We start from the raw sequence: 22112 nt of genomic DNA on the forward strand, positions 1-22112 counted from the left end.
CGGGGCCTTCCTCGTGTCCGCGGGGTGTCAGGCGGCGTCGGTGCCGAGCGTGCCGAGGTAGAGGCCGATGACCTTGGGGTCGTTCAGCAGCTCCCGGCCGGTGCCCTCGTAGGCGTCCTTGCCTTGGTCGAGCACGTAGCCGCGGTCGCAGATCTGCAGGCAGCGACGGGCGTTCTGCTCGACCATGATCGTCGTGACGCCGGCCTTGTTGATGTCGGAGACCCGGATGAAGGCGTCGTCCTGGCGCACGGGGGAGAGGCCGGCGGACGGCTCGTCCAGCAGCAGCACGGACGGGTCCATCATGAGCGCCCGCGACATCGCGACCATCTGCCGCTCGCCGCCCGAGAGCGACCCCGCGCGCTGCTTGAGGCGCTTGCCGAGCTCGGCGAAGATGCTGCTGACGAACTCCAGCCGCTCCGCGAAGATCTTCGGGTTCTGGTAGAGGCCCATCTCCAGGTTCTCCTGGATGGTGAGCGACGGGAACACGTTGTTCGTCTGCGGCACGAAGGCGACGCCGCGGCGCACGAGCTTGTCGGCCTTGAGGCCCACGATGCTCTCGCCGTGGAGCGTGATGTCGCCGTCGCGCACGTTCACCATGCCGAAGATCGCCTTGAGCAGCGTCGACTTTCCGGCGCCGTTCGGGCCGATGATGCCGATCAGCTCGCCCTTCCGCGCCACGAGGTTCGCGCCGTTGAGGATGTTCACGCCGGGCAGATACCCCGCGTGCACATCGGTCAGCTCGACGACGACCTCGCCGGTGGGGGCGGTGCCCTCGGTGGGGGATGCGGTGCTCATGCCTTGCCCTCCTCGGCGGCGTCCTCGGCCTCGACCTCGGCCTCGACCTCCGTCTCGATCTGCTCGCGGATGCGCTCCGCGTCGGCGTCGGAGATCACCGGGAGACGTCCGGTGACGGCGCCGAGGTCCACGTCCTGGTGGGCGCCGAGGTAGGCGTCCACCACCGCCGGGTCCTCCATGACGGTCTCCGGCGGCCCCTCGGCCACCACTCTGCCCTCGGCCATCACGACGACCCAGTCGGCGATGTGGCGCACCATGTGCATGTCGTGCTCCACGAAGAGGACCGTCATGCCGAGGTCCTTGAGGTCGAGGATGTGATCGAGGAGGGACTGCGTGAGGGCGGGGTTCACCCCGGCCATCGGCTCGTCCAGCATCACCAGGCTGGGGTCGCTCATGAGCGCCCTGGCCATCTCCAGGAGCTTGCGCTGCCCGCCCGACAGGGACGCCGCGAAGTCCTGCTCCTTCGCGTCGAGCTTGAAGCGCACGAGGAGCTCGTGGGCGCGCTGCTCGATCTCCTGCTCCTGCTTCCGCCAGAGGAAGGGGAACAGGCCGGCCCAGAAGCCCTCGCCGCGCTGGTCCTTCGCGCCGAGCTTCATGTTCTCCAGCACGGTCAGCAGCGACAGCGACTTGGTGAGCTGGAACGTGCGGACCTGCCCCATCCGGGCGACCTTGAAGGACGGGATGCCGGAGAGGTTCTTGCCGTCGTACGACCAGGTGCCGCTGTTGGGCTTGTCGAAGCCGCACAGGAGGTTGAACAGCGTCGTCTTGCCGGCGCCGTTCGGTCCGATCAGAGCGGTGATGGCTCCGCGGGGGATCTCGAGGTGATCGACGTCGACGGCGGTGAGGCCGCCGAAGCGCCGCTGGACGGCGTCGACGACGAGGATCGGGTCGACCTTCTTGACGCCGGGCGCCGGGGGACCGACGGCGAGACCGGTGGTCTTGGCGCGCGGGGTGCTCTTCGCGGGCGTGACGGCCGCGTCGTTCTCACTTGACAAAGGTCATCTCCCTCTTGTTCCCGAGGATGCCCTGCGGGCGGAACACGACGATGAGCATCAGCACGACGCCGATGAGGATGTAGCGGACCACGTCGGCCTGCGCGCTCGTCATGGGCAGGTAGCCGGCGGTGGCCATCGCGGGCAGCAGGGCGCCGAGGAAGGCGAACACCACCCAGAACAGCACCGCGCCGAGGGTCGGACCGAACACCGTGGCCGCGCCGCCGAGGAGGAGGATCGTCCACAGGAAGAACGTCAGCGACGTCGAGTAGCTGCCGGGGATGACCGCCGACGGGAGGACGAAGACGATGCCGCCCAGGGCACCGATCACGCCGCCGACCACGAGCGCCTGCATCTTGTAGGCGAAGACGTTCTTGCCGAGCGACCGCACGGCGTCCTCGTCCTCGCGGATGCCCTTCAGCACCCGGCCCCACGGGCTGCGCATCAGCGCCCACACCACGAGGATCGTCAGCGCGAGCGTGAGCAGACCGAACACGCGCACCCACAGGTCGTTCGCGTTGTAGGTCCACGGCCCGAAGCCGTACGTCCCCGGGGGGAACGGGTTCGCGTCGCGGAAGCTCTGGTGGTAGCCGGAGAGCCCGCCCGCGGAGTTCGTCCAGTCCTTGAACAGCTCCGTCACGAACATCAGGCGCACCACCTCTGCGGCCGCGATGGTCGCGATGGCGAGGTAGTCGGCGCGCAGGCGGAGGGTCGGGATGCCGAGCAGCAGGGCGAAGAGGGCTCCGCCCGTGACGCCGACGAGGACGCCGATCCACCACGGCACGCCGAAGGTGAGGATCGAGATCGCGTAGCCGTAGCCGCCGATCGCCATGAACGCCGCCATGCCGAAGTTGAGCAGACCCGTGTAGCCGAAGTGCACCGCGAGTCCGGTGGCCGCGAGCGCGTAGGCGATCGTCGTCGGGCTGAAGAGGTAGGAGGCGGTGTTGCCGAAGATGCTTCCGAAGTCCATGTGTCAGCCCAACCTTTCCTTGCGTCCGAGGATGCCCTGCGGTCGCACGAGCAGGATGATGATCAGCGCCACGAGTGCGCTGGCGTACTTGAGGTCGGTCGGCACGCCCAGCAGTGTGGAGACCTCGACCGCGAGTCCGACGATGATCGAGCCGATCAGGGCGCCGATCGCCGAGCCGAGGCCGCCGAGCGTAATGGCGCAGAACATCAGGAGCAGCATCTGCATGCCCATGTCCCACTTCACGCCGGGCCGGAAGTACGCCCAGAGGATGCCGGAGATCGCCGCCAGGGTGCCGGCGAGGATCCACACGATCCGGATGACCTTGTCGACGTCGATGCCGGAGGCCGCGGCCAGCTGCGGGTTGTCGGAGATGGCTCTGGTCGCCTTGCCGGTGCGGGTGCGCGTGAGGAAGAACGCGACGCCGAGGATGACGATGATGCTGACCGCCATGCCGACGAGGTCGATGTACGACAGCGAGATCGGCCCGAAGCGGATCGGCTCCGGGCTGGCGCCGGGCAGCTGATACGTGTTGCCGCCGATGATGTACTGCAGGCCGTAGCGCAGGGCCAGCGAGAGGCCGATGCTGACGATCATGAGCTGGACGACGCCGAGGCCCCGCCGCCGCAGCGGCTTCCAGATCCCCGCGTCGAGGGCCCAGCCGAGCGCGGCGCCGCCGATGACCGCGGCGATGATGCCCGCCCAGAGCGGCAGCTGCCAGAAGGAGGTGAAGACCAGCGTGATCACCGCACCCCAGGTCACCATCTCGCCGTGCGCGAAGTTCGACAGCCGCGTGGTGCCGTAGATCAGCGCGGCGCCCATCGAGGCGAGCCCCAGCAGGAGCCCGAAGTTCAGACCACCCACCATGCGGGACAGGAGCTGGTCGAGGAAGGACACGGTCACCCGCTCGCCTTCGCCGAGGAAGAGGTTCACGATCTTCGTCCCGGTGAGACCGAACTCCAGCTCGAACGAGGCGGTGGTGCCGGAGACCGGCTGGATCCCCTCGGGCAGCTGCGTCGCGTCCACGATCACGCCGTCCGGGAGGGTCGATTCGTCCACCGTGAGGGTGTACGTCTCCTTCTCCGGCACATATAGCCGCCACTTGCCCTCGGCGTCCGTCTCGGTCTCGGCGTCGAAGCCATTGCCCTCGATCGTCATGACGACGCCCTCGACCGGCTCGTCACCGTTCGTGACCACGCCGGCGAAGTAGAAGTCGGTGACCTCCTGGCCGTCGTCCGTGGTCTCGGCGGAGGCCGCTGAGGGAGGGAGGAGGAGCGATGCCGCGAGCGCCATCAGGATTCCGAAGAAGGCGAAAGCCCAGGGGCGCTTCCGCGGTCCGGCGAGTGCTGTGGGTCCCACGCAACCTCCACTGTGAGTGCTGTCTCCGCGGACTCGGGTCGAACCGCGGGGATGGACGACGCATTTGAGCGTAATGCGCGATCGGCGATTCACCTATCGTCCGGACCAACGGTCCGGTAACGACCCGGGGCTGGGAATGTTCTCGGGCGTGTCTCGCTTAGAATCTCCATACGGGTCACGCCCGCGCACCGGCCGACGTCGACCACCCACTCGCACCCGGATTCGCGCCACTCGCGCAGGAGGAGATTCCATGGACCAGCACGATCCCTTCGGCTTCGTCGGACTGACCTACGATGACGTGCTGCTGCTCCCGGGGCACACCGACGTCATCCCCAGCGAGGCCGACACGTCGTCCCGGATCACGCGACGCATCTCCGTCGCGACGCCGCTGCTCTCCAGCGCGATGGACACCGTGACCGAGTCCCGCATGGCGATCGCCATGGCGCGCGAGGGCGGCATCGGCATCCTGCACCGCAACCTCTCCATCGCCGACCAGGCCGCGCACGTCGATCGCGTCAAGCGCAGCGAGTCCGGCATGATCACCGACCCCATCACCACGACGCAGGACGCGACGGTGGAGGAGGTCGACGCGCTGTGCGCCAAGTACCGCATTTCCGGCCTGCCCGTCGTCGACGACGATGGCCGGCTCGTCGGCATCATCACGAACCGCGACATGCGCTTCGTCTCCGGCTTCGAGCGGCAGAGCACCTTCGTCAAGGACGTCATGACGAGCGAGAACCTCGTCACCGCGCCGGTGGGCGTGGCCGCGGGCGAGGTCATCGCCCTGTTCGCGAAGCACCGCGTCGAGAAGCTGCCGCTCATCGACGAGGACGGCAAGCTCGCCGGTCTCATCACCATCAAGGACTTCGACAAGAGCGAGAAGTACCCGCTCGCCACCAAGGACGACCAGGGTCGGCTGCGCGTGGGCGCGGCGATCGGCTTCTTCGGCGACGCCTGGGAGCGCGCCGAGGCCCTCCGCGACGCCGGAGTGGACGTCCTCGTCGTCGACACCGCCAACGGCCAGTCGCAGGGCGTGATCGACCTCGTCAAGCGCCTCAAGGCGGATGAGTCGTTCGCGCACATCGATGTCATCGGCGGCAACGTCGCGACCCGCGAAGGGGCGCAGGCGCTCGTGGACGCCGGTGTCGACGCGGTCAAGGTGGGCGTCGGCCCGGGCTCCATCTGCACGACGCGCGTCGTCGCCGGCGTCGGGGTGCCGCAGGTGACCGCGGTCTACGAGGCGTCGCTCGCCGCGCGCCCCGCCGGCGTGCCGGTGATCGCCGACGGTGGCCTGCAGTACTCGGGCGACATCGCCAAGGCCCTCGTCGCCGGGGCCGACGCGGTCATGCTCGGCTCGCTGCTCGCCGGCACCGACGAGTCGCCGGGCGAGATCGTCTTCCAGTCCGGCAAGCAGTTCAAGCAGTACCGCGGCATGGGGTCGCTCGGCGCCATGCAGACGCGCGGCAAGCAGACGTCCTACTCCAAGGACCGCTACTTCCAGGCCGATGTGCCCAGCGACGACAAGCTGATCCCGGAGGGCATCGAGGGCCAGGTGCCGTATCGCGGGCCGCTCTCCGCCGTGGCGTACCAGCTCGTCGGCGGGCTGCGGCAGTCGATGTTCTACGTCGGCGCCCGCACCATCGAAGAGCTCAAGCAGCGCGGCAAGTTCGTCCGCATCACCTCGGCCGGGCTCAAGGAGTCGCACCCGCACGACGTGCAGATCGTCGTCGAGGCGCCGAACTACAAGAAGTGACCGCGGCCCCCGACCCGCGGGAGCGCACGAGGGGCCGGATGCGATGCATCCGGCCCCTCGTCGTGTGCGGTGCGGTCAGCCGCAGCGGTAGGTGACCCCGCCGACATCCCAGACGCCGGGGCCGAGCTCGGCGCACATCCCGATCACGCCGGCCAGGACGGTCACCAGCAGGACGATGCCGATGATCGCGAGGATCGTCAGGATCGCGCCGACGACGATGCCCGCGATCGCAAGGCCCTTGGGCGCCTTCGCCTTGCCGAGCTGGACGGCCGCGATGATGCTGAGGATGAGCCCCACGGGCGGCAGCAGGAACGCCAGCACGAGCCCGATGATCGACAGCACCCGCCCCGGGGGCGACGTCGGCGCGTCCTGCGCGTACGGGGAGCCGGGAGGCGGCGGAGCGGGCGCCGCGGGGAAGGACGAGGGCTCGCCGCCGGCGGGAGGCGGGGCAGCGGGCGGCGGGGAGTCGGGGGGTGGCGGGTTCGTCATGGTCTCTCCTTGGTTTCCGGTCGTTGCCCAGAGCGTAGCGACGGCGGCGCGGACGTGCCATCCCCCTTCCGTCGCCCGGGTGCCGGGCGTACCGTGCCGGTATGTGCCGGAACATCGTCCCGTTGAACAACCTCGAACCCGCGGCCACCGATGAGGAATGCCGTGAGGCGGCCCTGCAGTTCGTGCGCAAGATCGCGGGGACGACGGCGCCGTCGCGCGCGAACCGCGAGGTCTTCGACCGCGCCGTGACCGAGATCGCGGACGCGACACGGCGACTGCTCGACGACCTCGTCACCTCCGCGCCGCCGAAGAACCGCGAGGAGCAGGCCGAGAAGAGACGCGCCCGGTCGGCGGAGCGGTACGAGGCCATCCGGCGCTACCAGGAGGAGAAACGGACGGCGCGCGCGGGCTGAGGAGCCTGCGGGCCGGGGCCGAAGCCCTGTGCCAGAATCGACGTACCCCGCTCGACTTTCCCCGCGGCCCGGTGATGAAGGCACCGCCGCCGCTATGCCGATCCCCCTCGGCAGGGAACCTCCCCAAGGAGAGCTGTACATGGCCGAGGCCGCCCCTCGCATCCTCGTCGTCGATGACGACCACGACGTCGCCCTGCTCGTCAAGACCGTCCTGGAACGGCGCGCGGGCTGTGTCGTCGACCTCGCCGACGACGGCCCCTCCGCGATCGAGAAGGCGGCGCAGACGCCCCCCGACGTCGTGGTCACCGACATCGAGATGCCGGGGCTCAGCGGCCTCGAGCTTCTCGAGGAGCTGCGGCGCACGATGCCGACCGTGCCGGTCGTCGTGATGACGGCGCACGTCTCGGTGGAGTACGCGGTGTCCGCCCTGCGGGCGCAGGCCGACGAGTTCCTCACCAAGCCGCTCGACAACGCCCGCCTCGTCGAATCCGTCACGCGTCTCGTGGAGGAGTCCCGGCGTCGGAGGCGGGAGGCGAAGGACGGCGAAGTCGTCCTCGCGATCGGGGCGCACCCCGACGACGTCGAGCTCGGCGTCGGCGGCATCCTCGCCGCGCACGCCGCGGCCGGCGACCGGATCACGATCCTCACGCTCTCCCGCGGCGCCCGGGGCGGCGATGCGGACAGCCGTCAGCACGAGTCCCTCGCGGCGGCGGAGCTGCTGGGCGCCCGCCTCTTCGTCAAGGACCTCGTCGACACCGAGATCTCCGGCGGGGGGTCGACCGTACGCCTCATCGAGGAGGTCGTGCAGGAGATCCAGCCCACGATCGTCTACACCCACTCGCATCAGGACCGTCACCAGGACCATCGTGCGGTGAACGAGGCGACCGTCGTCGCCACCCGCCGCGTCGGGACGGTCGCGTGCTACCAGAGTCCGTCGGCGACCATCGACTACCGGCCCACCCGGTTCGTCCGGATCGACCGCTTCCTCGACGACAAGCTGCGCCTGCTCGCGTGCTTCGAGTCGCAGACCTCCGTGAACCGCGACTACCTCGCTCCGGAGCTCGTCACGGCCACCGCCCGCTACTGGTCGCGGTTCGGCGGCGGACAGGCCGTCGAGCCGCTGGAGGTCGTGCGCGAGACCGCCGAGTTCGTCGGCGCCCATGAACTGACTCGACGGGAGAGTTGAATGACGAAGCGCGTACTGGTCACCGGAGCCGGCGGTCCCGCCGGAGTCGCCGTGATCCGGTCCCTCCTGAAGCGGGCCGACCTGACCGTGTTCGCCGCCGACATGGACGGATGGGCGAGCGGCATCTACCTCGTGCCTCCGGCGCAGCGCCGCCTGGTGCCTCCGGGGCGTGACGCGGACTTCGTCCCGGCGATCGCGCGGATGGTCGAGGAGGACGGCCTCGACCTCGTCATCTCGACGGTCGATGTGGAGCTGATCGCCCTCGCGGACCGCCGGGAGGAGCTGGCGCCCGCCGTGCTGGCCGCGCCGCCCGCGGACACCCTGCACACCGCGCTCGACAAGCTGGCGCTGGCCGAACGCTGCGCGCCGACCGGTCGGGTGCCGCGCACCGTGCTCGCCGGCCCGGACGCCGCGGAGGTCGCGTGGGAGTTCCCCGTGTTCGCCAAGCCCCGCCAGGGTGCGGGCAGCCGGGGCGTGCGTCTCGTCCCCGATGCGGATGCCCTGGCGGCGCTGCCGCTGGACGAGGGCCTCATCGTGCAGGACTTCCTGCCGGGCGAGGAGTACTCGGTCGACGTGATCGCCGATGCGGCGGGCGGCGTGGTCGCCGCGGTGCCCCGCACCCGTGCCCGCGTGGACTCCGGCGTCGCCATCGCCGGCCGCACGCTGCGCGATCCCGAGCTGGAGGAGACGGCGGCGGCGATCGCCCGGGCGATCGGTCTCGTGGGCGTCGCGAACGTCCAGCTGCGCCGCGACCGGAACGGCCGCGCGGTGCTCCTCGAGGTCAACCCGCGTTTCCCCGGCGCGCTGCCGCTGACCATCGCGGCCGGCGTCGACATCCCGTCGCTCGTCGCCGACCTCTTCCTCGGCCGGGAGATCCCGGTGCAGGTACCCTTCCGCGAGGTCGCCTCCGTGCGCTTCCTGGAGGATGTGATCGTCGAGGTCGACGACGTGCTCGTCTCCGCCCATGCCGGGCACCAGGAGGAACTGTGAGCCATCCCGCCCTGCGCGGGGACCACCACGTCCACTCCACGTTCTCCGACGACGCGGTCTCCACCCTCGAGGAGAACGTGGCGGCCGCGGCGGCCGCGGGACTCGAGACCGTCCGTCTCGTCGATCACGTCCGGCAGAGCACCACGTGGGTGCCGGAGTACCTCGCGGCCGTCCGGCGCCTGCGGGTCCCCGAGGGGCTGACGGTGCTCACGGGGGTGGAGGCGAAGATCCTGGATGTGTCGGGCGCCCTCGACATCCCGACGCTGCCCGAGGGCATCGACCGCATCCTCATCGCCGACCACCAGTTCCCGGATGTCGACGGGCCGCTCGGCCCCTCCGCCGTCCGGGAGCGGATCGCCGCCGGCTGGGCGCCCGCCGACGTGCTGGACCGGTTCGTCGACGCGGTCATCGCGACCATGCGCCGGCACCCCGGCAACCAGCTCGCGCACTGCTTCTCGATCCTGCCCAAGATCGGTCTCGCCGAGGAGGACCTCGGGGCGGAGCGCCTGGACGCGTGGGCCCGTGCCGCCGCCGAGACGGACACCCTCGTCGAGGTCAACGAGAAGTGGACCTGCCCCGGCACGGACGCCCTGCGCGCCCTGGAGCGCGCCGGCGCCGCGATCGTCGCCTCGACCGACAGCCACGTCGCCGCGGATGTCGGCCGCTACGCGCGCATCCTCCCGCTGCTCGCGCGGACGGAGGGCCGCTGATGCCCGAGCTCACCGGGATCGAGACCGTCGTCGTCGTCCTCCTGCTCCTGTGCGTGCTGATCGGCACCCTCCCGGTCGTGAACACCGGCCTGCAGTTCCTGATGCTGCCGTTGCACGCCTTCCGCAACCACTACGCCCGCGCCGCACCCCACCACCCGCACGTGGCGGTCGTGATCCCGGCGTGGAACGAAGGACTCGTGATCGGACCCGCGATCGAGCGCCTGCTGCAGCTGGAGTATCCCGCCGACCGGCTGCGCGTGTTCGTCGTCGACGACGCCTCGACCGACGACACCCCCGCGATCGTGCAGCAGAAGGCGGCGACCTATCCGGGCCGCGTCGTGCACCTGCGGCGGGAGAAGGGCGGGGAAGGCAAGGCGCACACCCTCAACCACGGCCTCGACGTCGTCCTCGCGGACCCGTGGACCGAGGCGGTGCTCATCATGGACGCGGACGTGATCTTCGCGCGGGACTCCCTGCGCAAGCTCACCCGCCACCTCGCCGACGAGAAGGTCGGCGCGGTCACGGCGTACATCGCGGAGGGCAGCAGGGACCGCAACTACCTCACCCGCTTCATCGCGATCGAGTACGTGATCGGTCAGCTCTCGGCCCGTCGGACGCAGAACGTGGGCGGAGCCATCGCCTGCCTCGCCGGGGGCGCGCAGCTGCACTCCCGTGCGAACCTCGAGGCGATCGGCGGCCGCATCCCGACCGGGACGCTCGCCGAGGACACCATGACCACGTTCGAAAGCCAGCTCCACGGCCGCCGGATGGTGTTCGAGCCGCACGCGGTCGTGTACGCGGAGGAGCCGCGGACGATCGACAGCCTATGGAAGCAGCGTCTGCGCTGGGCGCGCGGGAACGTGCAGCTCACCTCGATCTACAAGAACCTCTGGTTCCGGCCAAGCCGCGCGCACAACCTCGGCAGCGTCTCCTTCGGGCTCGCCTGGTTCACGATCCTGCTGATGCCGGCGCTCATGCTCCTCGCCGCCGCCGCGATGATCGTCCTCCTCGTCCTGCACAGCGACATCGCGGAGTTCGTCTTCCGGTTCATGTGGGTCGCGGCCGCGGGCATCTACATCTTCTCGATGCTCTTCTCCGCGCAGCTCGATCCGCGCATCGGGCGGCAGTCGTGGCGCGAGGTGATCATGTTCCCCGGACTCGGGGCCCTGATGCTCATGGCGCTGGCGCTCTTCCCCTGGGCGCTCGACGACCTGATCCGCGCCGTCGGACAGGAGCCGACCGAGCAGGCGCGTGTGCTGTGGCTCATCGCGTTCAACCTCTGGGGACCCGTCTCCCTGCTCGGCATCTGGCTCGCCCGTGCGGTCGAGCCGCTGCCGGGCGGGCGCTTCTTCGCCGGGCTGCTGCTCTACGTCTGCGGGTACGGATCGCTGCTCTGCGCGATCACCGCCGATTCCTACCTCAAAGAATGGCGCCGCGCGGACGCCTCCTGGATCAAGACCGAGAAGATCGGACGGGTCGACTCATGAGCGATGCCCCTGCGCACGATGCCGAGGTCGAGGAGATCGCCGCCGACCGGCGCGCGGAGTGGCGCCTCATCCCGCAGGCGCTCCTCTCGCTGGCCGTCGTCGTCGTGATCGTCGTCGTCCGAGAGATGCTGCTGCGATGACCGGACGGCCGCTCGCCCTGGTCGTCGAGGATGCGCCGGACCAGGCCACCCTCCTCGGACGCTACCTCGATCGCGAGGGCTTTGACGTGTTCATCGCCCCCGACGCGGAGTCCGCGATCGCCGCCTTCCCCGACATCGATCCCGTGGTGGCCGTGATGGACCTCCTGCTCCCGGGGATCTCCGGTCAGGCGTGCTGCCGTCTCGTCCACGAGCGCTACCCGGACTGCGTCCTCATCGTCAGCTCGGTCCTCGACGTCACCGAGTATCCCGCGGCCGACGTCGCGCTCCCGAAGCCCATCACCGGAGCGGATCTGCACCGGGCCGTGGAGCGGGTGCCCCGGTGAGGGCCACGCCGCTGGAGCGGGCCGAGAGCCGCTGGTACCGCGTCCTCGACAATCCGAGCCCGATCGTCAAGCAGATCCCCACGCTCGTCGCCACGAGCATCGCGGCGGGGCTGACGTTCGCGATCCCCGACCTGCCGTTCACGGACACGACCGCCGCGTTCCTCGGCATCGGCCTCGTCCTCGTCGCCACGGTCCACGCGGGCATCCTGAGCGCGCTGCACCGCCGCGAGGGCGTGATCGTCCTCCTCGTCCCGCTCCTCGACATCATGGGGCTCGGTCTGTTCCGCGACGGGACCGGCGGGGCGACATCGGTGTTCACCTCGCTCGTGCTCCTCCCGGTGGTGTGGATCGCCGCCGCGCCGGGCATCCGGTGGGTCTTCGTCGTGGGGGCCGCGACGTCCGTGGCACTGCTGCTGCCGTATGTCACCGATCCGCCGTCCAGCCGCGTCGAGTGGCTTCGCGGCGTGGTCGGCCCCCTCGTGTTCGCGACGCTCGCCGCCGTCGTCAACGAGCTGTCGCGTCAGCAGCGGGTGCGGGTCCAGCAGGCGGAGCAGCTGGTCACCGAGCGGACGGCCGCGCTCTCCGACAACGTGTCGATGATCGTGCAGCTGCGCCAGAAGGAACACGAGTACCGCGTACTGCTCGACTCGTTCGAGGGGCTGTGGGCCTCCATCACCGCGCAGGCCGTGATCGGCACGGACAGGACGGGGACCGTCACCGCCTGGAACCCGGGATCCGTGCGTCTGCTCGGCCTGTCGCACGACGAGGCGCTCGACGGCGTGCGCGTCGACCGCTTCTTCTCGACGTCCGCCCTGTCGCTGCTCGCCGACGACAGCGCGGCGCGCGACGAGCTCGCGGGGGCGTCGCCGCTCCCCGACGGTCCGGCGGAGCCGTCGGACCTGCCGGACGGTCTCCAGCGTCTCTTCGCACAGGCGGATGCCGGACGGACCGTCGACGGCGACATCGAGGTGAGGACCGCGGGCGGGACCCGGGTGCCCGCGCGCGTGACCGTCACCCCCCACAGGGATCCCTCGGGAACGCAGCAGGGGTATCTGTTCGTCCTCACCGACGAGACCAGGGCGGTCGAGGTCGCGCGGATGAAGGACGAGTTCGTCGGCATGATCTCCCACGAGCTGCGCACCCCGCTGAGCGCCATCATCGGCTTCCTCGACCTGCTCCAGAACGATCCGGCGCAGCCGCTGACCGAGGAGCAGCAGGAGTTCGTCGGCATCATCGAGCGGAACGCGAAGCGCCTCCTCAACCTCGTCGGGGATCTGCTCTTCACGGCGCAGGTGGAGTCCGGGCGCTTCCCTCTCGAGAGGGACGAGGTCGACATCGCCGACCTCGTGCGTTCCGCGGTCGCGTCGGCGGGTCCCCACGCGCAGCGGGAGGGCATCGAACTGGATCTGCGGGTCGGCGACGAGCCGATCCCGCTGTTCGTCGATCCGGGGCGCATCGGGCAGGCCGTGGACAACCTCCTCTCCAACGCGATCAAGTTCACCCCCCGCGGCGGCCGGGTGACGGCGAGCGTGCGTCGCTCCGACGGCGGCGTGCAGATCGCCGTCGCCGACACCGGAGTGGGGATCCCGGAGGACGAGCAGGGCATGCTCTTCACCCGGTTCTTCCGGGCATCGACGGCCACCCGCAATGCGGTGCCCGGCGTCGGCCTCGGACTCACGATCACCCGGGCGATCGTGCTCGCCCACGGCGGGACGATGGACGTGACGAGCCAGGAGGGCGTCGGCACCGAGTTCCGTTTCGCGCTCCCGGCCACGCCCCGCACCGAGATGCTGCAGGTGCTCAGTCGTCCGGACTGATCGGCCGGAGCCGGCCGTCGTCGCGGGACGCCCGGTGGGCTGATAGCCTGGTCGGCTCGCTGTCCGCGGGCGGAAGGACGGCCACGCTCGTGGGCTACATCGACGCATCCGGGATCTCACTGACGCTTCCCGACGGCAGACCGCTTCTCGACGACGTCTCGTTCCGGGTCGGCGCGGGATCGACCAGCGCCCTCATCGGGCCGAACGGGGCGGGGAAGACGACGCTGCTGCGCATCATCCGCGGCGTCCAGCCCGCCGACGACGGCGTGGTGACGATCGACGGCGGCCTCGGGGTCATGGACCAGTTCGTCGGACACGGCGAGCCGGGGCAGACCGTGCACGAGCTGCTGGTGCGCGTGGCATCGACCCGCATCCGCGCCGCCGCCGAGGCGCTGGACGCGGCGGAGAACGCCCTCATCGACCGGGACGAGCACGATACGCAGATGGCGTACGCCGCCGCGATCGCCGAGTACGCGGACGCCGGGGGGTACGAGCACGAGACGGTCTGGGACCAGTGCACGGTCGCGGCGCTCGGCGTGCCGTTCGAGCGCGCCCGCTACCGTGAGCTCACCTCGCTCTCCGGCGGCGAGCAGAAGCGGCTCGCGCTGGAGGCGCTGCTCCGCGGCCCCGACGAGGTCCTCCTGCTCGACGAGCCGGACAACTACCTCGACGTGCCGACCAAGCGCTGGCTCGAAGAGCAACTGCGGGCCACCCCCAAGACCGTGCTCCTGGTCTCGCACGACCGTGAGCTGCTCGCCCGCGCCGCCGACCGTCTCATCACGCTCGAGCCCGGCGCGGCCGGGTCGACCGCCTGGGTGCACGGCGGCGGGTTCGCGACCTACCATCAGGCCCGGACGGATCGGATGGACCGCCTCGACGAGCTCCGCCGCCGCTGGGACGAGCAGCACGAGAAGCTGCGGGTCCTCGTGGCGAACCTCAAGGTGAAGGCCGCGGCGAACGACGGCTTCGCGTCGCGGTATCAGGCCGCCCAGACGCGGCTGCGGCGGTTCGAGGACGCGGGACCTCCCCAGGAGCGTCCCCCGGCCCAGGAGTTCGACATGCGACTGCGCGGCGCGCGGACCGGGAAGCGGGCGATCGTCACCGACCGTCTCGAGCTGACCGGGCTGATGCGTCCGTTCGACGCGGAGATCTGGTACGGCGACCGGGTCGCGGTGCTGGGCTCGAACGGGTCCGGCAAATCGCACTTCCTGCGGCTGCTGGCCCGGGGAGGGACCGACCCCGATCCGTCGCTCGGTCACGTGACCGCGGCGGCGGAGGAGCTGCGTCCCGTCGCGCACACCGGCCGGGCGGTGCTCGGCGCGCGGGTGGTGCCGGGGCTCTTCGCCCAGACGCACGCGCATCCGGAGTTCGTCGGACGCACCCTGCTGGAGATCCTGCACCGGGGCGACGACCGCCGCGCGGGCCTGCCCCGCGACGCGGCGAGCTCGGCCCTCGACCGCTACGGTCTCGTGCGTCAGGCGCAGCAGACGTTCGACTCCCTGTCCGGCGGGCAGCAGGCGCGGCTCCAGGTGCTCCTGCTGGAGCTGTCCGGCGCGACGCTGCTCCTGCTCGACGAGCCCACTGACAACCTCGACCTGGAATCCGCCGAGGCGCTCGAGGAGGCGCTGGTGCGCTTCGAGGGCACCGTCGTCGCGGTCACGCACGATCGCTGGTTCGCGCGCTCGTTCGACCGGTTCCTCGTGTTCGGCACCGAGGGGGAGGTGTACGAGTCCGACGAGCCGGTGTGGGACGAACGGCGGGTGGCCCGTGCGCGCTGACCGCCGCGGGGGCGGCCGGGCGCCGGGTAGGCTGGACGGGTGACCATGGAGATCGAGCTCGGCCGAGGAAAGCGCGCGCGTCGCGCGTACACGTTCGACGACATCGCGGTGGTGCCCTCGCGGCGCACGCGCAACCCGGAGGACGTGTCCACCGCGTGGACGATCGACGCCTTCGGCTTCGAGATCCCCGTGCTGGGAGCGCCGATGGACTCGGTCGTCAGCCCGCGCACCGCCATCATGCTCGGCCAGCTCGGCGGTCTGGGCGTGCTCGACCTCGAGGGCCTCTGGACCCGGTACGAGGACCCCGAGCCGCTGCTCGCCGAGATCGCGGGACTCGCCGAGGACCGCGCGACCGTGCGCATGCAGGAGCTCTACTCCGAGCCGATCAAGCCCGAGCTCATCACCCGCCGCATCGCCGAGATCCGTGAGGCGGGCGTCACCGTCGCCGGCTCGCTGACGCCGCAGCGCACGCAGGAGTTCTACGACACCGTCGCCGCCGCCGGGGTCGATCTCTTCGTCATCCGGGGGACCACCGTCTCCGCCGAGCACGTCTCGAGCGTCGCCGAGCCGCTGAACCTCAAGAAGTTCATCTACGACCTCGACGTGCCCGTCATCGTCGGCGGAGCGGCGACCTACACCGCCGCCCTCCACCTCATGCGCACCGGTGCGGCCGGCGTCCTGGTGGGCTTCGGCGGCGGCGCGGCCTCCACCACCCGGGCGACCCTCGGCATCCACGCGCCCATGGCCACCGCGGTGTCCGATGTGGCCGCGGCGCGCCGCGACTACCTCGACGAGTCGGGCGGGCGCTACGTGCACGTCATCGCCGACGGCGGCGTCGGCACGTCGGGCGACATCGTGAAGGCGCTGGCGATGGGTGCCGACGCGGTCATGCTCGGCGTCGCCCTGGCCCGTGCCACGGACGCCCCCGGTCAGGGGTTCCACTGGGGCCCCGAGGCACACCACCCCAAGCTTCCGCGCGGACGACGCGTCGAGGTGGGCGGCATCGGCACGCTGGAGGAGATCCTCTACGGTCCTGCGCCCGTCGCCGACGGCACCGCGAACCTCATCGGCGCGCTGCGCAAGTCGATGGCCACCACCGGGTACTCCGACCTCAAGGAGTTCCAGCGGGTGGAGGTCGTGCTTGCCCCCTACGAGGCCTGAGGTCTCCGCTCCACCGTGACTTCCCCTGCCCCCTTCCCGCCCACCCTTCGTGAGGTGATGCTGCGGGGACGCTGGATCGCGATGCTCCTGCTGTGTCTGGTCGTCGCCGGCGTCTTCGCCTGGCTCGGGCAGTGGCAGCTGGAGCGGGCGATCGAGACCGATCCGCCGCCGCCGGGCGCCACCGAGCAGGTGCGGTCGCTCGATGAGGTGGTGGCGCCGGGGGAGTACCTCCCGGAGCCGCTCGTCGGCCAGCGCGTGGAGACCGAGGGCTCCTGGATCCCCGGCGACTTCCTCGTCGTCGGGAGTCGTTTCAACGACGGCGTCGAGGGCTACTGGGTCACCGGCCAGCTCCGGGTCGCCGAGCGCGTGTCCGTGGCGGTCGCCATCGGCTGGGCGCCCGACCGCCGGTCCGCGGACGCCGCGGTGGAGCGGCTGGAGGCGGAGGCCGACGGCCAGGTGGTGGAGGTGACCGGCCGCATCATCTCGGACGAGGGCCCCTCCGTGCCGCCGCGCACGGATCCGATGCAGATGGACCGGATGTCGCCGGCCGCGCTGCTGAGCCGCTGGCACGATGTCGAGCAGCTGGACGTGTACCGCCCCTACCTGGCGTCGACGACGGCCACGGCCGGTCTCGACGACATCGCCTCCCCGGCGCCGGAGGAGAGCTCTCCGATCAACTGGCTCAACGTGTTCTACGCCGCCGAGTGGGTCATCTTCGCGGGGTTCGCGTTCTACCTCTGGTACCGCCTCGCGAAGGACGCCTGGGAGCGCGAGCTAGAGGAGTTCGAGGACGCCGAGGCCTCCGCCGCGGTCTGAACGGACCTGCGCATCCGCGCGCGTCATCGTGCGCTTCTGCGCGCCGTCGGCTCGTCGTGTGAACCTTCGTCAGGGGGTCTCGCGGCCATTCGGTGAGCGCTCGGTGACCAATGGGAAAACTCCGTTGAGGATGTCCGAACCGCTCCGTATGCTCGCTCCATGTGCGCACGCTGGGAGTTCCCGATGTGTGCGATGACAGCGTCCTGAGCAGCGCCGGAACACGATCGAGGAGACAGCACCGATGATGTCCGCTCCCGAGCACGGGGAGACCCTGACCCCCGTCTCACCCCGCAGAATCGGAGGGCGCGTCGGCGCTCTCGCCGCGACGTGCGTCGCCGCCCTGAGCCTCGGCTCGCTGGTGGTCGCCCCCGCGTCCGCGAACACCGAGGGCACCGGGGTGGTGATCAACGAGGCCTACCTGTCCGGCGGCAGCGCCGGGGCGGCGTTCGCGAACAAGTTCGTCGAGCTGTACAACCCGACCACAGCCCCCGTCACGCTCGACGGGATGTCCCTGCAGTACCGCTCCGCCGCGGGCACGGGAGCCTTCAACGGCGTCGCGCCGCTGACCGGCACGATCCCCGCCGGCGGCTACTTCCTGGTGCAGGCGAACAGCAACGGCGCCAACGGTGCCGCGCTGCCCACACCCGACGCGACCACGACGCTGAGCCCGAGCGGCACCAACGGCACCCTCGCCCTTGTCGAGGGCACGGCGGCGGTCACCCTCACCCCGGGCTCGACGGTCGGCGTCGACGGCGTGATCGACCTCCTGGGCTACGGCTCCTCGAACACGTTCGAGACGGCGGCCGCCGCCGCCCCTTCGAGCAACACCGACGTCCGCTCGCTGAACCGCACCGCGGGTGCCGACCAGGACGACAACAAGTCGGACTTCACGCTCTCGGCCACCATCACCCCGCAGAACTCCGGCGGCACCGACCCGGGCGAGGAGCCGGGGGAGGAGCCGAAGACCGCCACGATCGCCGAGGTCCAGGGCACCGGTGACGTCTCGCCTCTGGCCGGACAGCGCGTCCGCGTCGAGGGTGTCGTCACGGCCGACCACCGCACCGGCGGCTACAAGGGCATCGTCATCCAGACGCAGGGCTCCGGCGGGGCCACCGACGCCACTCCCGGCGCGTCGGACGGCGTGTTCGTGTTCCTGAACGCCCTGGCGCCCACGCTCGAGATCGGCGACCTCGTGTCCGTGACGGGCACCGTCAGCGAGTACTACGGCCAGACCCAGATCGCCCCCGCCGCGGTCGCCGACGTCTCCGTCGTCACCGCCGGCGTGGGCGTCCCCGAGCCCACGCCGCTTCCCGACACGGTCCGCGGAGCCGATCGCGAGCAGTACGAGAACATGTACGTCGTCCCGACCGGCACGTACCGTCTCGCCTCGAGCCACCAGCTGTACAACTACGGCACGCTGTGGCTGAACGCCGGAGACGACCTCAACGTCAAGAGCACCGAGACCACGCGTCCCGGCGTCGACGCCGCCGCCATCGCGGCCGAGAACCGCGCCAACCGCATCCTGCTCGACGACGCCTGGTCCATCCAGGTGACCAACAACGGCCACCCCGGTGAGCAGCCGTACTTCACGGAGGACACGGTCGTCCGCAACGGCGACACCGTCGACTTCGGCTCCAACGGCTACGTGCTCCAGTGGGGCTTCGACGACTGGCGACTCCAGCCGGTGGTGCCGATCGACGACGCGTCGCCGGCCGACCGCAAGGTGACGTTCGAGCCCACGAACCCGCGCCCCGAGAAGGCTCCGGACGTGGGCGGCGACGCGCAGGTCGCCTCGTTCAACGTCTACAACTACTTCACGACGCTGAAGAGCGAGAACGCCGACGCCCGCGGCGCGGCGAACGCCGCCCAGTTCGCGATCCAGAAGTCCAAGATCGTCTCGGCCATCAACGGCCTCGACGCCGAGATCGTGGCGCTGATGGAGATCGAGAACTCGGTCAAGCTCGGCAAGCCGGTCGACACCGCCCTGAAGGACCTCGTCGCCGGCCTCAACGCCGACGCGGGCTCCGACGTCTGGGACTACGTGCGCACGCCCGAGGCGCTGCAGGACCCGGCGACGACGGACTACATCACCAACGCGATCATCTACAAGAAGGACGCCGTGAGCGCGGTCGGCGACAGCGCCACCGTCACGGACGAGTCGGTGTGGGGCAACGCCCGCGAGCCGATCGCGCAGGCCTTCGACATCGACGGCCGCGTCGTCACGGTCGTCGCCAACCACCTGAAGTCCAAGTCGCCGCCGCAGGGCGCCGGTGCCGAGCCGGCCGACGGTCAGGGCTTCTTCAACGCCGACCGGGTGACGCAGGCGCAGGCCGTCCTCGCCTTCACGGACGAGCTCGCCGAGACCAGCGGCAGCAGCGACATGCTGCTCATCGGCGACTTCAACGCCTACGGCAAGGAAGACCCGATCGACGTCTTCACCTCGCAGGGGTGGAGCGACGTGGCCGCCGACAAGGCCGCCGGCCAGTACACGTACACGTTCGACGGCGAGCTCGGCTCGCTCGACCACGTGATCGCGTCGCCGTCGCTCGCCGCCTCGATCACGGGCGCGGGCGTGTGGGGCATCAACTCGCCGGAGTGGAGCGACCGCGGGTACGCGTTCGGTGCCGCCGAGGAGGGCACGCCTTACCGTTCCAGCGACCACGACCCGATCCTCGTCGGCGTCTCCTCGGAGATCCCGCCGGTGAACATCGACGTCGTGACCGTCAACGACTTCCACGGCCGTATCGAGGCCGACGGGGCGGCGGCGGGTGCCGCGGTGCTCGCGGGCGCGGTACAGCAGTTCCGGGAGGCGAACCCGAACACGATCTTCGCCGGCGCCGGCGACCTGATCGGTGCCTCGACGTTCACCTCGTTCATCAACGATGACAACCCCACGATCGATGCGCTCAACGCCGCCGGTCTGGACGTGAGCGCTGCGGGCAACCACGAGTTCGACCAGGGCTGGGAAGACCTGCGTGACCGGGTGCAAGAGCGCGCCGACTGGGAGTACATCTCCTCGAACGTGTTCCTCACCGAGACCGGGGAGCCCGCGCTCGCCCCGGCCTGGGTCAAGGAGCTCGACGGGGTGCGCGTCGGTTTCGTCGGCGCCGTCACGGAGGACCTCGACTCGCTCGTCTCGCCCGAGGGCATCAAGGACCTCGAGGTGCGCAGCATCGTCGACTCCGTGAACGCCGTCGCCGACGATCTGCGCGACGGAGACCCGGCCAACGGCGAGGCGGATGTCGTCATCCTGCTCGTCCATGAAGGCGCCGAGAGCACCGCGCTGTCCGCGATCACCGAGGACTCCCCGCTGGGCGAGATCGTCTACGGGGTCGACGACGACGTGGACGCGATCGTCTCCGCGCACACGCACCTCGCGTATAACCACGTCATCGACGGGCGTCCGGTCGTCTCGGCCGGGCAGTACGGCGAGAACCTGGGGCTCATGAACATCCAGGTCGACCCGAAGACGAAGGAGCTGCTCTCGATCACCAACGAGATCAAGCCCCTCACATCCGCCGGCAAGCCGCTGTACCCGGCGGTGCCGGAGGTGCAGGCGATCGTCGACAAGGCCAAGGCCGAGGCCGACGTGCTGGGGGCCGTGAAAGTCGGCGACATCACCGCCGACTTCAACCGCGCGCGGCAGACCAACGGCTCGGAGAACCGCGGTGGCGAGTCCACCATCGGCAACTTCGTCGCCGACGTGCAGAAGTGGTCGACGGGGGCGGACATCGCTCTGATGAACCCGGGCGGTATCCGCGCGAATCTGACGTACGCGTCGAGCAACGCCGAGGATCCGGACGGCAACGTCACGTACCGGGAGGCGGCGACGGTGCAGCCGTTCGCCAACACCCTGGTGACGCTGACGCTCACCGGCACGCAGCTGAAGGCGGTGCTGGAGGAGCAGTGGCAGCCGGCCGGATCGGCGCGGCCGTTCCTCAAGCTGGGCGTCTCGGAGGGGCTGGTGTACACCTACGACCCGACGGCCGCGCAGGGCTCGCGGATCACCTCGATCACGCTGAACGGCACCGCGATCGATCCCGACGCGGAGTACACGGTGGCGGCGAACTCCTTCCTCGCAGCGGGCGGCGACAACTTCGCCACCTTCAAGGAGGGCGCGGGCAAGCGCGACACCGGCAAGATCGACCTGCAGTCCATGGTCGACTGGTTCGACGAGAACAAGACGGCCTCGCCCGACCTCGCGCAGCGGGCGGTCGGTGTGACCGTCAGCCCGGCGGACGCCGACGGCTACCGCGCGGGTGACCAGGTGACGGTCTCGCTCTCGTCGCTGGCGTTCAGCGGTGGCGAGGCGGCTCCCGGAGCGGTCACGCTGTCGCTCGGCGACACCCAGCTCGCGGCCGGCACGGTCGACCCGACCATCGTCGACACCACCGACGAGGGTGGCCGTGCCACCCTCACCTTCACGGTGCCGTCGGGTGTCTTCGGAGACCAGCAGCTCACGGTCGAGGTCCCGGCGACGGGCACGACGGTGCAGATGCCGTTCACCATCGCCGGCGAGGAGGAGTTCGCGGGGACCATCGCGCTCGGCTCCTCGAAGGTGGCCGCGGGCAAGAAGCTCGATGTCACGGGCACGGGCTACCAGCCCGGCGAGACGGTCACGGTGGAGCTCCGGCCGAAGAAGGGCCAGGGCGTCCAGGTGGGGACGGTGCAGGTCCGTCAGGACGGCACGTTCCGCACCTCGGTGACGGTGCCGAAGAACGCCCAGCCCGGGAAGTACACCGTCGCGGTGGCGCAGGCGGACGGTGACGAGGCCACGGCCACCGTCACCGTCAACCGGGCCGGCGGCATCGGCGGCATCATCAAGGACATCGTCGACTGGCTGTGGGACCTCCTGACCGGGTGGTTCTGACGCCGATCGGCGGATGACGAGGCGGAGGCCGTCGGGGCGACCCGG

The 22112-nt window shown here is 70.5% G+C and carries 18 protein-coding genes; 13 read left to right on the forward strand and 5 right to left on the reverse strand.

Translation table 11 applies throughout. The features are described from left to right. Nucleotides 1-27: 27 nt before the first annotated feature. The 4 genes from KAF39_RS08315 to KAF39_RS08330 are packed head-to-tail and all read right to left on the reverse strand — an operon-like array spanning nt 28 to nt 4047. Entirely contained in the window at nt 28-795 is a 768-nt protein-coding gene (locus tag KAF39_RS08315; RefSeq protein ID WP_210676832.1) for an ABC transporter ATP-binding protein, read from the reverse strand. After that, the gene (locus tag KAF39_RS08320; RefSeq protein WP_210676833.1) at nt 792-1790 is read right to left on the reverse strand and encodes an ABC transporter ATP-binding protein; all 999 of its coding nucleotides are present in this window, start codon (nt 1788-1790) and stop codon (nt 792-794) included. Before KAF39_RS08320 ends, KAF39_RS08315 begins: the two co-directional genes overlap by 4 nt. Continuing rightward, on the reverse strand, nt 1780-2757 hold the full coding sequence (locus tag KAF39_RS08325) for a branched-chain amino acid ABC transporter permease (RefSeq protein ID WP_210676834.1): 978 nt from the start codon (nt 2755-2757) through the stop codon (nt 1780-1782). The genes KAF39_RS08320 and KAF39_RS08325 overlap by 11 nt, the downstream gene beginning before the upstream one ends. 3 nt (nt 2758-2760) lie before the next feature. Beyond that, nucleotides 2761-4047 (reverse strand): branched-chain amino acid ABC transporter permease, encoded by a 1287-nt coding sequence (locus KAF39_RS08330; protein ID WP_210677995.1) that lies wholly within the window; start codon nt 4045-4047, stop codon nt 2761-2763. 316 nt (nt 4048-4363) lie between these two features. Here KAF39_RS08330 and guaB point away from each other — a divergent pair, with 316 nt between their 5' ends. Further along, on the forward strand, nt 4364-5866 hold the full coding sequence (gene guaB / locus KAF39_RS08335; RefSeq protein ID WP_210676835.1) for an IMP dehydrogenase: 1503 nt from the start codon (nt 4364-4366) through the stop codon (nt 5864-5866). 75 nt (nt 5867-5941) lie between these two features. Here the strand turns inward: guaB and KAF39_RS08340 are convergent, their stop codons facing one another. Beyond that, nucleotides 5942-6355 (reverse strand): hypothetical protein, encoded by a 414-nt coding sequence (locus tag KAF39_RS08340; protein WP_210676836.1) that lies wholly within the window; start codon nt 6353-6355, stop codon nt 5942-5944. Nucleotides 6356-6456: 101 nt separating this feature from the next. On the opposite strand from KAF39_RS08340, the gene KAF39_RS08345 reads away from it, so the two are divergent. From KAF39_RS08345 to KAF39_RS08400, 12 genes are all read left to right on the forward strand, one after another. Next, complete coding sequence (locus KAF39_RS08345; protein WP_210676837.1) at nt 6457-6768, forward strand: DUF2277 domain-containing protein; 312 nt, start codon at nt 6457-6459, stop codon at nt 6766-6768. 139 nt (nt 6769-6907) lie between these two features. Further along, nucleotides 6908-7954: a response regulator gene (locus KAF39_RS08350; protein ID WP_210676838.1), complete on the forward strand. Its 1047-nt coding sequence runs from the start codon at nt 6908-6910 to the stop codon at nt 7952-7954. Then, nucleotides 7955-8944, forward strand: a complete 990-nt coding sequence (locus KAF39_RS08355) for an ATP-grasp domain-containing protein (RefSeq protein WP_210676839.1) — start codon at nt 7955-7957, stop codon at nt 8942-8944. It begins immediately after the preceding gene. Next, a complete protein-coding gene (locus KAF39_RS08360; RefSeq protein WP_210676840.1) occupies nt 8941-9654 on the forward strand; it encodes a PHP domain-containing protein in 714 nt (237 codons plus the stop codon). Before KAF39_RS08355 ends, KAF39_RS08360 begins: the two co-directional genes overlap by 4 nt. Beyond that, nucleotides 9654-11141 (forward strand): glycosyltransferase, encoded by a 1488-nt coding sequence (locus tag KAF39_RS08365; protein ID WP_210676841.1) that lies wholly within the window; start codon nt 9654-9656, stop codon nt 11139-11141. The genes KAF39_RS08360 and KAF39_RS08365 overlap by 1 nt, the downstream gene beginning before the upstream one ends. Continuing rightward, on the forward strand, nt 11138-11281 hold the full coding sequence (locus KAF39_RS08370) for a hypothetical protein (RefSeq protein ID WP_210676842.1): 144 nt from the start codon (nt 11138-11140) through the stop codon (nt 11279-11281). Before KAF39_RS08365 ends, KAF39_RS08370 begins: the two co-directional genes overlap by 4 nt. Further along, on the forward strand, nt 11278-11625 hold the full coding sequence (locus KAF39_RS08375; RefSeq protein WP_210676843.1) for a response regulator: 348 nt from the start codon (nt 11278-11280) through the stop codon (nt 11623-11625). Before KAF39_RS08370 ends, KAF39_RS08375 begins: the two co-directional genes overlap by 4 nt. Next, nucleotides 11622-13442: a cell wall metabolism sensor histidine kinase WalK gene (locus KAF39_RS08380; protein WP_210676844.1), complete on the forward strand. Its 1821-nt coding sequence runs from the start codon at nt 11622-11624 to the stop codon at nt 13440-13442. Before KAF39_RS08375 ends, KAF39_RS08380 begins: the two co-directional genes overlap by 4 nt. Before the next feature lie 89 nt (nt 13443-13531). Continuing rightward, nucleotides 13532-15220: an ABC-F family ATP-binding cassette domain-containing protein gene (locus KAF39_RS08385; RefSeq protein WP_210676845.1), complete on the forward strand. Its 1689-nt coding sequence runs from the start codon at nt 13532-13534 to the stop codon at nt 15218-15220. Nucleotides 15221-15265: 45 nt separating this feature from the next. Further along, entirely contained in the window at nt 15266-16381 is a 1116-nt protein-coding gene (locus tag KAF39_RS08390) for a GuaB3 family IMP dehydrogenase-related protein (protein ID WP_210677996.1), read from the forward strand. A gap of 57 nt (nt 16382-16438) precedes the next feature. Further along, nucleotides 16439-17197, forward strand: a complete 759-nt coding sequence (locus KAF39_RS08395; RefSeq protein WP_210677997.1) for an SURF1 family protein — start codon at nt 16439-16441, stop codon at nt 17195-17197. Nucleotides 17198-17438: 241 nt separating this feature from the next. Then, on the forward strand, nt 17439-22067 hold the full coding sequence (locus KAF39_RS08400; protein WP_210676846.1) for an ExeM/NucH family extracellular endonuclease: 4629 nt from the start codon (nt 17439-17441) through the stop codon (nt 22065-22067). Nucleotides 22068-22112 lie beyond the last annotated feature (45 nt).

The sequence above is a fragment of the Microbacterium sp. BLY genome, from assembly GCF_017939615.1.
Taxonomy (GTDB): Bacteria; Actinomycetota; Actinomycetes; order Actinomycetales; family Microbacteriaceae; genus Microbacterium.